Source organism: Deinococcus radiopugnans ATCC 19172, from assembly GCF_006335125.1.
GTDB classification, from domain to species: domain Bacteria; phylum Deinococcota; class Deinococci; order Deinococcales; family Deinococcaceae; genus Deinococcus; species Deinococcus radiopugnans.
The window spans coordinates 1-12,613 of record NZ_VDMO01000027.1; the positions used below are offsets into that span (position 1 = coordinate 1).

11 protein-coding genes are annotated in these 12,613 nt (G+C 69.7%); 4 read left to right on the plus strand and 7 right to left on the minus strand.

Translation table 11 applies throughout. The features are described 5' to 3' along the window. Positions 1-294: 294 nt before the first annotated feature. Positions 295-468 (minus strand): hypothetical protein, encoded by a 174-nt coding sequence (locus FHR04_RS21060; RefSeq protein ID WP_156123254.1) that lies wholly within the window; start codon positions 466-468, stop codon positions 295-297. 69 nt (positions 469-537) lie between these two features. On the opposite strand from FHR04_RS21060, the gene FHR04_RS17665 reads away from it, so the two are divergent. Further along, a complete protein-coding gene (locus tag FHR04_RS17665) occupies positions 538-1,617 on the plus strand; it encodes an FtsW/RodA/SpoVE family cell cycle protein (protein ID WP_245616342.1) in 1,080 nt (359 codons plus the stop codon). Between the two features lie 28 nt (positions 1,618-1,645). Continuing rightward, positions 1,646-2,878 (plus strand): MFS transporter, encoded by a 1,233-nt coding sequence (locus FHR04_RS17670; RefSeq protein WP_249039201.1) that lies wholly within the window; start codon positions 1,646-1,648, stop codon positions 2,876-2,878. Between the two features lie 87 nt (positions 2,879-2,965). Here the strand turns inward: FHR04_RS17670 and FHR04_RS17675 are convergent, their stop codons facing one another. After that, the gene (locus FHR04_RS17675) at positions 2,966-5,077 is read right to left on the minus strand and encodes a S9 family peptidase (protein WP_139404553.1); all 2,112 of its coding nucleotides are present in this window, start codon (positions 5,075-5,077) and stop codon (positions 2,966-2,968) included. A gap of 214 nt (positions 5,078-5,291) precedes the next feature. Further along, entirely contained in the window at positions 5,292-5,705 is a 414-nt protein-coding gene (locus tag FHR04_RS17680; protein ID WP_039685545.1) for a rhodanese-like domain-containing protein, read from the minus strand. A 298-nt stretch (positions 5,706-6,003) separates the two neighbouring features. Here FHR04_RS17680 and FHR04_RS17685 point away from each other — a divergent pair, with 298 nt between their 5' ends. Continuing rightward, entirely contained in the window at positions 6,004-7,050 is a 1,047-nt protein-coding gene (locus tag FHR04_RS17685; RefSeq protein WP_139404554.1) for a serine hydrolase domain-containing protein, read from the plus strand. A 10-nt stretch (positions 7,051-7,060) separates the two neighbouring features. Here FHR04_RS17685 and FHR04_RS17690 read toward each other — a convergent pair whose 3' ends face one another. Together FHR04_RS17690 and FHR04_RS17695 are read right to left on the minus strand one after the other, a co-directional pair. Continuing rightward, positions 7,061-8,416 carry an HD-GYP domain-containing protein gene (locus FHR04_RS17690; protein WP_311734742.1) on the minus strand — a complete coding sequence of 452 codons (1,356 nt, stop codon included), beginning with the start codon at positions 8,414-8,416 and terminating at the stop codon, positions 7,061-7,063. A gap of 201 nt (positions 8,417-8,617) precedes the next feature. Next, entirely contained in the window at positions 8,618-9,652 is a 1,035-nt protein-coding gene (locus FHR04_RS17695) for an AfsR/SARP family transcriptional regulator (RefSeq protein WP_039685540.1), read from the minus strand. Positions 9,653-9,791: 139 nt separating this feature from the next. Here FHR04_RS17695 and FHR04_RS17700 point away from each other — a divergent pair, with 139 nt between their 5' ends. Then, on the plus strand, positions 9,792-11,306 hold the full coding sequence (locus FHR04_RS17700) for an amidohydrolase (RefSeq protein WP_139404555.1): 1,515 nt from the start codon (positions 9,792-9,794) through the stop codon (positions 11,304-11,306). Here FHR04_RS17700 and FHR04_RS17705 read toward each other — a convergent pair. Beyond that, complete coding sequence (locus tag FHR04_RS17705) at positions 11,303-11,815, minus strand: trypco2 family protein (RefSeq protein WP_139404556.1); 513 nt, start codon at positions 11,813-11,815, stop codon at positions 11,303-11,305. The genes FHR04_RS17700 and FHR04_RS17705 overlap by 4 nt on opposite strands. 30 nt (positions 11,816-11,845) lie before the next feature. Next, positions 11,846-12,583, minus strand: a complete 738-nt coding sequence (locus FHR04_RS17710; protein WP_039685534.1) for a YebC/PmpR family DNA-binding transcriptional regulator — start codon at positions 12,581-12,583, stop codon at positions 11,846-11,848. Positions 12,584-12,613 lie beyond the last annotated feature (30 nt).

Consider the following 12,613-nt stretch of genomic DNA (forward strand, 5'->3'; position numbering starts at 1 on the left):
CGGCGGGTTTTGGAGTCGTCACACACCCAAAACACCGCCGTTTATCCTGCCGATTCGCAACCTGTCACACGTTCAGGGATTTCCCGTCCAGCACAGCCTCAACTCGAAGATGTCCGGTACAGAGGAGCATTTGTCAAAAGTGCTGTTTGCTTTTGACCGAACGGAGTGAGTGAATTGTGCTGAGCATTTGGGAGAATGGAGGCATCAGAAGTCTTTTTTCTGATGCGGCAATTCGGACAAATGCTCTAGCGGTAGGCCGTGGCCTGACCGTGAGTGCGCCGTCAAGGCGGCGGTCTATGCGCCCGGCAGCCCCCGGCTCCAGTAGGCGCCCAGGCCCACGCCCACGATCACGCCGATGCCTGCGCCCACCGCCAGCCCCAGACTGGTGGCCGCGCCCAGCAGCATGCCCAGCCCGACGCCGAACACCAGACCCGAAACCCAGGCTTCCCTCCGGTTCTTGAACTTCATGGGCTTACTCTGCCTGTCGCGCGCCGGGAGTGCCACCTCACGGGCCGGTCTGTGCCGTAGCCTGTGGGCGTGAGGGAAGCCTTCAAGTACGACCTGCGTTTTCCGCTGGTGATCGCGGCGCTGCTGCTGGTGGGCCTGATGACGGTCAGCACCGCCGCGCTGTCGCCGCGCGCCGCGCCGGGCATTTTTAGCAAGCAGCTGATTGGGGTGGCGCTGGCCGCCCTGCCGCTGGCGCTGCTGTGGTGGGCGGGCCGGGACCGCATCTACGCCTTCGCGCCGTGGGTCTACGGCTCGGCGCTGCTGCTCCAGGCCAGCACCTTTGTGATTGGCCGCGAGGTCAACGGACAGCGCAACTGGATCGAGATCGGCCCCATTCAGTTTCAACCGCTGGAAATCCTGAAATTTGCCGTGATCCTGATGCTGGCCGTGGCCCTGCGCGCCGGGTACCGGGGACTCCGGTCCTACCTGTGGGCCTTTGCCGTCTTCCTGCCGGCCGTGGGGCTGGTGGCCGTGTCGGACATCGGTGGGGCGCTGGTTCTGAGCGTCATCTTCGGGGTGATGCTGCTGGCCGCCCGCATTCCGTGGTGGCACGCGCTGCTGGCGGTGGTTCTGGTGGGCGCCGCCGTGCCCACGGTGGTGTATCCGCATCTGGAGCCGTACCAGCAAAAGCGGCTGACCATCTTCCTCGATCCGTATCAGGACCCGCGCGGGGCCGGGTATCAGGTCATTCAGAGCACCATCGCGGTGGGTTCAGGTGGCGTACAGGGCAAGGGATACAAGCAGGGCAGCCAGTCGCACAACGGCTTCTTGCCCGAGGCGCACACCGATTTTGCCTTCAGCACCTGGGCCGAGGAACAGGGGCTGGTGGGCGGTCTGGCCGTGCTGGTCCTGTACGGGCTGCTGTTCTGGGGGCTGGCGGGGATGGCGGCGGGCTCACCCCGTTTGCAGGACCAGATCCTGTTTGCGGGTGTGCTGGGCCAGGTGGGCTTTCAGGCGCTGGAGAACATCGGGGCGGCGCTGGGCGTGCTGCCGCTGACCGGCATCACGCTGCCGCTGATCAGCTACGGCCTGAGCAGTCTGGTCAGCACCCTGGCGACCCTGGGGCTGGCCTACGTGGTGTACCGGGACCGCTTCGAGGGGTCCATCTGAACGGTCAGCCGACCAGGGAGGCGGTGGAGTGACCGTCGCCGTGCCTGCCCCACCCGCCCCGCCGCCACCTCTGCGCCTGTCGGGAGCGCAACTGGGCTTGATCGCGTCAAACTTCCTGATGTGGGGTGGGTTCTTCGCCGTGATTCCGCTGGTCACGGTGCATTTTGCCGGTTCGCCCGAGTCCGGTGGGCTGGGCTGGGCGGCGGCCAGCGTGGGGCTGGTGCTGGGCTTGCGGCAGCTGACGCAGCAGGGCCTGACGGTGCTGGGCGGGGCGTGGGCCGACCGGATAGGCCCCAAGCCGCTGATCCTGGCCGGCTGCGTGCTGCGGGCGCTGGGCTTCGCGTGGATGGCCTTCAGCGGCACGCTTCCAGTGCTGCTGGCCTCGGCGCTGCTGGCGGGAATCGGCGGCGGGCTGTTCGACGCGCCCAAGAACGCGGCGATCACGGCGGTCACCCACCCGGCCCACCGCTCGCGGCTGTTCAGCCTGACCAGCATCTCGGGCAACCTGGGCATGGTGACCGGCCCGCTGATCGGCGCGGCGCTGCTGGGGCTGGGCTTTCAGGTGGCGGCGCTGGCCTCGGCGTCGGTGTATCTGGTGGCCGCCGCCGTGATGGGGCTGACCCTGCCGCATGTGCGCCCGCCACGGCGTCCGCCGGGCAGCGGCATGGCGGGGTTGTGGGCCGCCGCCACCAACGTGCCGTTTCGCCGCTTCACCCTGGTGCTGATCGGCTACTTTCTGCTCAGCACCCAGATCAACGTGGCGGTGACCCTCAAGGCCATCGCGCTGGCCGGGCCACAGGCGACGGGGCCGCTGTACGCGGTGTCGGCGGGGCTGGCGGTGGCGCTGCAGTACCCGCTGCTGCGCCTGGCCGAGCGTTACCTGCGCGTCCGCACGGTGCTGACGCTGGCGGTGGGCACGGTGGGACTGGCGCTGGGCCTGATGGCGCTGGCCTCCACGTTTGGCGCGCTGCTGCTGTGCGTGGGGCTGTACAGCCTGGGCACCATGCTGGTCTACCCCACCCAGCAGACCCTGACCGCCCGTTTTGCGCCTGCCGAGCAACTGGGCAGCTACTTCGGCTTCAGCGCCATCAGCCTCGGGATAGGCGGGGCGCTGGGCAGCGTGCTGGGCGGCTGGCTGGTGGACATGGGGGCGAGCCTGGGCCTGCCCGCCCTGCCGTGGCTGCTGCTGGCGGCCACCGGCTTCGTGACCGCCTGGGGCCTGCGCTGGGCGCTGCGCGATCTGGCCCCCGCCCCACGCTGAGGGGCAGGACTGCGTGGGCCACCGTCCCGAACGCCCTGTCCGCTGATGACACCGCGTTCTGTCCGGTCCGCCGCCCCAACCCGGAATTCATTCGCCCTGCAATTCTCCGTTCACCGCCGCCAGCGCGAAGGCGTATTCCTCGGCCGCCTCGTTCAGGGCGTCGTAGCGCCCGCTGCTGCCGCCGTGGCCCGCGCCCATGTTGGTCTTCAGCACCAGCACGCCGCTGCCCGGCTCCCTCAGCGTCCGCAGCCGCGCCACGTACTTGGCCGGTTCCCAGTACGCCACGCGCGGGTCGTTCAGCCCGGTAGACACGAACAGGTGCGGGTACACGCCCGCCTTCAGGTTGTCGTAGGGGCTGTAGGCGCGCATGACAGCGTAGGCCTGCGGCTCGTTGGGATTGCCCCACTCGTCGTATTCCCCGGTGGTCAGCGGGATGCTGGCGTCCAGCATGGTGCTCAGCACGTCCACGAACGGCACGCCCACGAAGGCCGCCTTCCACAACTCTGGACGCAGGTTAACAGCCGCGCCCATCAGCAACCCGCCCGCGCTGCGGCCCATCGCCACCAACTCGGTCGCCAGGCCCGCTTCCCGCAGGTGTTCGCCCGCCGCCACGAAGTCGGTGAAGGTGTTCATTTTATATGCCAGGCGGCCCGCGTCGTACCAGCGCCGCCCGCGCTCCGAGCCGCCCCGGATGTGGGCGATGGCCCACACCCAGCCCCGGTCCAGCAGCGGCAGGCGGGACATGGAAAACGCCGGATCCACCGGAATGCCGTAGCTGCCGTAGCCGTACAGCAGCGTCGGCGCGGGCAGGGCGGTGTCGCGGCGGCGCACCACGCTCACCGGCACCCGCTCGCCGTCGGGGGCGGTGGCCCAGACCATCTCGGAGACGTGCTGGGCGGGATCGTAGTTGGGCACAGGCGTGGCCTTGACCAGCGCTGTATCCAGCGTGTTCAGATCGAGATCCAGATGTTCGGTGGGGCGGGTCAGGCTGGTGTAGAGGAGGCGGGCCGTCCCGGTGTCGAAGACCCGGTTGCCGCCGATGCGGACGGTGTAACTGTCTTCCGGAAAATCCACCCGGCGGGCCGCGCCGTAGCCGCCCTGTCCGTCGGGGCTGGCCGTGCGCGGCAGCACCCACAGGCGCGTGAAGCCGTCCTCGCGCCCGGACAGCAGTAGATCCTCCTTGAACAGGTGCATTCCGGTCAGGTAACGCTCGGGGGTGTAGGGCAGCACCTCGGCGGCGTTCTGGAGACTGATCGCCCCCTGCTTGGGCAGCCGCACCAGCTTGAACTCCTCCGCGTCCCCGGCGTTGGTCAGGGCCAGCCAGTGGTCGCCGCCGTCGGTCAGGGTGACCTCGGTGCCCCGTTCGCGCGGCAGGATCAGCGTCGGCCGGGCGGTGGCGTCGCGGGCGTCCAGCGCCAGCCATTCCTGCGCCATGTTGGCGGCGCTGACGATCAGCAGCGTCTCCCCATTCTCCGAGAGCGACGCGCTCACGCGGAAGGTGGGGTCGGCCTCCTGAAACAGGGCTTCGTCCGCGCTTTGCGGCTGGCCCAGCACGTGCCGCCAGACGCGGTCGGGGCGCTGGGTGGCGTCCTCGGTGGCGTACAGCAGGGCGCGGCCCTCCGCGTGCCACGCCAGCGTCCAGCCGCTGAGGCCGGTGAGCGGGGCCTCGGCCAGTTCCCCGGTCTGGGTGTCCAGCACGCGCAGTTCCCAGACCTCCTGCCCGGTCTTGTCCATCAGGTAGGCCCAGTAGCGTCCGTCCGGGCTGGCGCGGGTGACGTACACCCACACGTTGTCCAGCTCCTCGCGCTCCTTCAGGGCGTTCACGTCCAGCAGGGTCTGCTCGTCGCCCCCGCCCACCGGGCGGCGCAGAAACACCGGGTGCGCCTGACCCTCCAGCGTGCGGGTGAAGTACAGCCAGTCGCCGTCCTGAATGGGCGGCTGCTCGTCGTCCTCCTGCACGTGCGAGAGCAGTTCGTGGTAGATGGTGGCCTGCGTCTCGCGCAGCGGCGACATCACCGCGTCCAGATGGGCGTTCTCGTCGTTCAGATACCCCAGCACCCCGGCGTCGGCCTTGCCGCGCGTCTTGAGCCAGTGGTAGTCGTCGGGCCGCTGCTCGCCGTGGATGTCGTGGATGACCTGTTCCCGCGTGGCAACGGGCGGCTGCGCCGGTGAGGCCGGGGCCTGCTCTGGAGTTGGCATAGGCCAAGGGTAACAGCCGACGGAACGTGACATCTCCGGAAGCGTCCTGGCCTGATCGCCCGGACACACGCGCCTCCTGCGAATGCGGATTGCCCTGTGTCTGCCACAGGGCAATCCGCATTCGCAGGAGCAGCGCGGGAAGGAACAGGACGGTGGCGGGGAAGGCAGAGGCCGCGCTGCTCTGTGCCGATCACGACCTGAACAGCAAACCGGCTCAGTCCTGCTGGCCGCCCGCTGCGGCCTCGGCCCGCGAGACCGGCTGTCCGGCCTCGGCCCAGGCCTTGAGGCCGCCGTCCAGATGGGCCACGTTGGTGTAGCCCATCTGCTGCAGGGTGTCGGCTGCCAGGGCCGAGCGGCCACCCGAGGCGCAGTGCAGGATCACGCGGCGCTGGGGGTCAAACTCCTGGCGGTGATAGGGACTGCTGGGATCCGCCCAGAATTCCAGCATCCCGCGCGGCGCGGCCACGGCGCCTGGAATCGCGCCACCCTGGGCCGATTCACCCGGCTCCCGGATGTCCACCAGCAGGACGTCCCCGCCAGCCAGTTCGGCGGCCACCTGATCCACCGAGAGATTGTGTACGCGCTGCCTGGCCTCCTGAACCATCTGAGCGGCTGTCCTGGTCGACATGCGGCTTTCTCCTTGGGCTGCCCGGCCGTGGGGCCGGGAAAGAGAGGCTGGCGAAGGGACGCGGCGGCGGGTGGGCCTGCTCCTGCGTCTGGGGCTTCAGCGTCCGCCTGCGAGGTCGGTTTTGCCCTGCCTGTCAGGATGAACCGGAGCAGGTCAGGCAGACGGCAGACGCGAAGCCGGGTGCCCGCTGAGGGCGAGATTTATGGTACGGCGGCGCAATGAGAACGGGGGCGTTCGCCGGCTCCCTTCCCCGCCGCCCGACCGGACGGTGCGCTGGCTGGAGCGCTACCCTGCGCCCATGTTCCGCCGCGATCCCGTGAAACAGGCGCTGGCCCGCGTCTCGGCGGTGCTGGACGTGGACGCCCGCCCGCTGCTGGGGCTGACCCGCAGCGTTTTCCGGCGCGGCGGCGTGCTGGCGGTCTCGCGCGGCGCCCAGACCGTGACGGTGCCGCTGGGTGGCGTGGACGCGGGCGGCCTCTTCGAGCTGGCCAGCGTGACCAAGCCGTTCACGGCGGCACTGGCCGGGGCGCTGGTGGAGGCCGGGCGGCTGGACTGGAGTGCGCCACTGTCCAGCCTGGGCGGCCCGCTGCGCCGCCTGCCCGCGCACCTGACCCCGCTGGCGCTGGCCACCCACACGGCGGGCCTGCCGATGCACCCGGCGCGGGCGGTGGTCACGGTGTTCACGCGCTTCCACGATCCCTACGGCGGGATGGCCGCCGCCGACGTGATCGCCAGTGCGCGGCGCTGGTCTGGTCTGGGTGGGGCGCAGGTGACACGCTCGCCACGCTTTGCGTATTCCAACCTGGGCGTGGGCCTGCTGGCCCTGGCCCTGGCGCACGCGGCGGGCGAGGAAGCCAGCGCGGCAGGCTACGGGCGGGCGCTGTGCGGCTGGGTGACCGGGCCGCTGGGGCTGGGCGTGACCCTGACCCCAGGAGGCGCGGTGGTACGGCCGACGGGCCTGCTGGGCGGCCCGAATGTCACCGGCTTCGGCCCACTGGCCGGGGCGGGCGGGCTGTTCGGCACGGCGACAGATCTGCTGGTCTTCGGTGAGATGCGACAGGCGGCACCCCCCACCCAGGTGTTGCGGCCCCCCGGCCTGCCCCGCCACATCGGCGGCGTGACCCCCGGCTGGATGGTCTCCGGGGCAAGAGGTTCTGGGCCGGACGGCGAGGTGCGCTGGCACGACGGGCTGGCGCGTGGCACCCGCACGGGGCTAGGGTTCAATCTCAGCTCCGGCGCGGTGGTGACTGTACTGGCGCGCGGCACCGATTCGCCGCTGGGGGTGCGTGGGGCGGTGCCAGCGCTGCTGCTGTCGCTGCTGGGGGCGGGGGGCGACAGGCTTTAAGACGGCGGGTTCAGCTGACGATCACGGCGTCGTCCTGCTCGGCCATCATGCGCAGGAAGGCGTCCACGTACTGCGGATCGAACTGCCGCCCGGCCTGCGAGCGGATCTCAGCCAGGGCGCGGTCGCGGGTCCAGGCCGGCTTGTAGGGGCGCGCGTTGGACAGCGCGTCGTATACGTCGACAATCGAGAACAGCCGGGCCGTTTCGGGGATGTTCTGGCCGCGCAGGCTGGCCGGGTACCCGGTGCCGTCCCAGCGCTCGTGGTGGTAGCGCACCAGATCCAGGGTCTCGGCGGGCAGGAAGTGCAGGTCCTGCAGCATCTCGTAGCCCACGGTGGTGTGGGTCTGGATCACCTGACGTTCGGCGGTGTCCAGCGGCCCCTGCTTGTGCAGAATCTGGTCGGGAATCGCCAGTTTGCCCAGGTCGTGCAGGTACGCGCCCCAGCGCAGCGCCCGCACCTGTTCCTCGTCCCAGCCCAGGCGGCGGGCCAGCCGCAGGCTCATGCTGACCACCCGCGTGGTGTGGCCGCCGGTATCGTCGTCGCGGCGTTCCAGGGCCGCGCCCAGCGAGCGCAGCGTCAGGTCGTTGGCGTCGCGCAGCTCGCGGATGGCGCCCAGTTGCCCCAGCTGTGCCCCCAGCAGCCGGGCAAAGGCGGCCACCACCGAGGTTTCCTCCTCGTCAAAATCCACGTCGGTGTCGCGGGTCAGGATCAGGACACCCAGATGGTTGGAGGCCCGCCCGAACACCGGGGCCACGTGGTAGCGGCGGCGCTGCGGCTTCTTAAGCAGGTCCAGCGCTTCCTCGGCCACCCAGTGGTCGGCCTGCACGCTGCGGCTGTCGTTGTGGCTGGGATGGATCGGCCGTTCCAGGAACGCCTCGTAGGCGCCCTTGGCCGCCAGGATGTACGGCGTGCCCTGCCGGTAGGCCACGAAGGCCAGGTTGGGCGCGACTTTCAGGGTGCTCAGAATGCCGATGCCGGCGCGGATGATGCCCTGATCGTCCCGGGCCTCGGCCAGCCGCTCGCTGCCGTTGCGCAGCGCCACCACGGTGTTGCGCTGCCACGCCAGCTCGCGTTCGGTGCTCTGTTCCCGCAAGATGATGTAGCCCAGGCCGCCGATCATCAGCAGCGCGCCCAGCAGTTCCTGCAGGGTGGCCGATTGGCCGGCCAGCACCAGCGAGGCCACAAACGCTGCCACGTACGCCAGCACGGCGGCCCAGCGCCACGCCATGCCCAGGGACCAGGCCCCGATGGTCAACAGCAGGCCGGCCCCCGCCATCAGGCCAGGGTAATGGGCGTAGGCGGCGTAACCCACGGTTCCGGTGCCCAACAGGAGCAACAGATAGGACCAGAGGCTGGGGAAGGACACAGCGGAAGTCTAGCACCGACCGCCCGACAAACTTAATGTTTTCAGGGGCGTTCTCACACACTCCGGGCTGCGTGTCCTGTCCAGTCGATGGGGCAGGCCGTGCGCCGGACGCTCCTGCCCAGCCCAGGGGCTCCAGCGTGGGTGCTCCAGTTAAGACTCAGCCAGTCGAGAGTGGCCCAGGCGAGATTGACCGAGATTGACTCAGTCGAGGTCCACGGCCCACCACGCCTCGCGCTGGGCGGCCAGGCGGGCGCGGGGGTCGCCGATGGTGTCCAGGGCGCGGGCCAGACCCTGCCAGTCCATCTCGCTCATGGGATCGATGGCCAGGGCGCGCTGGTGGAACTGCGCGGCGTCCTTGGACCGGCCCGCCTCGGTGGCGGCGCGGGCGGCCAGACTGAGGACGCTCATCTGCTTTTGCTCCAGCCGGGCGCGCACGTCGTCCACCCAGGGGCTGTCCGCGCCGGGCAGGAAGGTGCCGTACTGCCCGGTCAGTTCGCGCATTTCCTCCAGGCCCAGGCTGCCGTGTTCGGCCTGGGTCGCCAGCAGTTCGTAGCGGTACACGTCGTATTCGGGATTCAGGTCGCCGGCCAGCGCGTAGCGGCGGTTGGCGCTGACCACCGTCTCGCTGCTCAGGCTGCGGCGCAGGCGGTGCAGGGTGGTGTGAAATAGCGAACTGGCGCGGGCCTCGTCCTTTTCCGGCCACAGCGCCTCGGCGGCCTCCCAGCTGGTGACCTCCTTGTGTTCCAGGAGAAAGAAGAACAGTTCCAGCGCCTTGCGGCTGACCCATGACACCGGCGTGCCCTGCCAGACCACCTGCGCGGTGCCCAGCGCCTTGGCCTGCATGCCGCCCTCGGCCTGCAGGGTCAGGCCCGCGCGGCGCAACCGGGCGTCGATGGCGGTGGTCAGGTCCTGCGGCGTGAACGGCTTGGGCAGGTAGTCGTCCGCGCCCAGGTTCATGCCCCGGCGCACGTCGCCGCGCTCGGCGTGGCTGCTGAGCAGCATGAAGGGAATGGCCGAGTGCTGCTCGTGCTCGCGCAGCTTTTCCAGAAATTCCAGGCCCGTCATGTACGGCATCACCACGTCGCTGATCACCAGATCGGGGGTGAAGACCTTCAGGAGTTCCAGCGCCTCCACCGGATGGTTGCTGGTCCGCACTTCATGGCCGGCGCGGCTGAGAATCACGCTGACGAGTTTGAGGATGGCGGCGTCGTCATCCACCACGAGAATGCGGGGCATATCCGGCAGTCTAACAGACGGGTGAGGACCACATGGATGAAAGCTCATGGGCGGGTGGGCCAGCAGGGGAAAGCCGCCTGCTGCCATGACCGGGCCGCCTCACCCGGTGGCGGCCCGCATCTGTATTACTCTGCCGACCATGCCCTCTCCACTGACCACGGCTCCACTGACGCTGATCCAGGCCCAGGTGATCACCCAGGACCAGACGCTGCCGCGTGCCGGGGCGGTGCTGGTCGGCGGCGGACGCGTGCTGGCGGTGGGCGAGTTCCCGGAGTTGCGGGCGCTGGCGCCGCGCGCCGAGGTGCGGGATCACCGCGACCTGATTCTGACGCCGGGCCTGTGCGACGCGCACACCCATCTGGTGGCCTACGGCTTCTCGCTGTCGCAGATCAATCTGCACAGCGCGCGCAGCATCTCGGAGGTGCAGGCCAGAGTTGGGCAGGTGGCGATGAACACGCCCGCCGGCACCTGGATTCGCGGCGGCGGCTTTCTGCTGTCCGAGCTGGGGCTCGGTGATTACCCCACGGCGGCGCTGCTGGACGAGGTCAGCCCGCACCACCCGGTGCAGCTGTACTCGCGCGATCTGCACATGACCTGGGTCAACAGCGCCGCCCTGCGCGCCGCCGGCATCACCGAGGCCACCCCGGACCCCGAGGGCGGCCAGATCGTGCGCCCGCTGGGCTGCCTGCTGGAACAGGCCAGCGGGCTGGTGTCGGCCGTGATGCCTGAACCCAGCGAGGCCGAATATCTGGCGGCGGCGCGGGTGGGGGCCGACGATCTGGCCTCGCGCGGCTACGTCAGCACGCACACGATGGCCTATGAATCGCCCGGAGCGCCGCGCGCCCTGCAGACGCTGGCAGCGCGCGGCGAGCTGCCGCTGCGGGTCTGGGCCTGCCTGCCGCACACCCGTCTGGACGCGGCCCGCGAACTGGGGCTCGGCCCCTGCACGGGCGGGCTGTTCGGGTGGGGCGGCGTCAAGTTCTTCGCGGACGGCGCGCTGGGCAGCCGCACTGCCTGGCTGCACGCGCCGGGATTCGCGGACGGCTCCGGCACCGGCATCGCCCTGGACCCGCCCGAACTGATTCGCGAGCGTGGCCTGGAGGCCATCGCGCTGGGGCTGACCCCCGTGACCCACGCCATCGGGGACCGGGCCAATACCGAGGTGCTGAACGTGTACGACGATCTGCGCGCCGCCGCCGAAGCAAGGGGCCTGCGCCTGCGAATCGAGCATTCCCAGCACCTGCGCCCCGAGGACATCGCGCGCCACCGGGGCCTGGTGTGCAGCGTGCAGCCCATCCACCTGCAGGCCGACGCGCCCATGATCCGCGAATTGATGCCGCATCTGGCGGACGGCAGCTACGCCTTCAAATCCCTGATGGAGGCGGGGGCGATTCTGGCCTTCGGCAGCGACGCCCCGGTGGCGGCCCCCGATCCGCGGGCCAGCTTCGCCGCAGCGGTCACCCGGGTGGACGACGGCGGCGGGCAGCTGGCCCCGCACGAGGCCATGTCCGCCGAGGACGTTCTGTGGGCGCACACGCGCGGCCCCGCGATGGCGGCGGGCTGGGATGACGAGGGCCACATCCGCCCCGGTGCCCGCGCGGCCTTCACGCTGTGGGACCGGCTGGGGGGTCACGCGCGGGCGCTGGTGCTTTAAGCGTCCGGTGCAGCCAGCGGGGCCAGTTTCAGGGTTACGGTGTGCAGCCGTTCCTGGCCCGCGCCACCCCCAAATTTGCCGATGTACAGGCTGCCGTCCTCCCTGACCGCCACCGCGAAGACCAGTTGCCCGCCCACCGATTGAAAGGGCAGGTTGCGGGAGAGCCGCGTCCACTCATCGGCCCCGATGCGCAGGGCGCTCAGGCCGGTGATCAGCTGGTACTCCAGATCGGCGGGCAGCGCTTCCGTGGTGGCGGTCTTTTCCGGCGCCTTGCGCTCCCAGCACAGCGAGAGAGTCTGGGTCTGGGCGCTGGTCGCCTCTCCCGTGGCCGTGACCAGCCGCCACTCGAAGCCGCCGCCCGCCTTTTCAGACAGTACCGTTTTCAGCTCCAGCTCGATGTGCTGCACCACCAGCGCGCTGGGATCGCCGCCCTCACGGCCAAAGTCCCGGGCGACGCTGGCCTGCACCGCCGTCACGAAGTCCAGCACCGACACGGCTCTGTTGGGCATGTCTTTCTCCTGAAAGCGGGGTGGGTCCGGTTACGCTTCTTCCTCATCCTCCGGCAGATCGGCGTTGGAATACACGTTCTGCACGTCGTCCAGTTCCTCCAGCGCGTCGATGACCACCAGCAGCTTGCGGGCGTCGTCGCCTTCCACGGCCACCAGCACGTTGGGCACCATGGTCAGCGCGGCGTTCTCGATCTCGTAGCCCGCGCCGCTCAGGGCCTCCTGCACGGCGTACAGGTCAGCCGGGCCGGTGCTGATCTCCAGTCCTTCGTCGGATTCCTGAATGTCCTCCGCGCCGTGTTCGATGGCGATTTCCTGCACGGCCTCGGCGGTGTCGCGCAGCAGCAGCACACCCTTTTTCTCGAACTGCCACGCCACGCTGCCGCTGGTGCCCAGCGAGCCGCCGCGTTTGTTGAATACGGCGCGGATGTCGGCCACGGTGCGGTTGACGTTGTCGGTCAGGGCCTCGATAAAGATGGCGGTGCCGCCGGGGCCGTAGCCCTCGTAGGTCACTTCCTTGAACTCGGCGGCCCCGGCTTCCGCGCCCAGCGCCCGCTTGATGGCGTTGTCGATGTTGTCCACCGGCACGGTGTCGGTCTTGGCCGCCGCAATGGCGTTCTTGAGCGCCAGATTTCCCGAGGGGTCACCGCTGCCCCCCGAGCGGACCGCCGCCCCGATGGCGCGGATGTGCTTGCTGTACATCGCGCTGCGCTTCTTGTCGTTGGCGCCTTTCTTGCGCTTGATCTGGGACCATTTGCTGTGACCTGCCATTAGAGGGGCATTCTAGCGTGACCGGGGAGG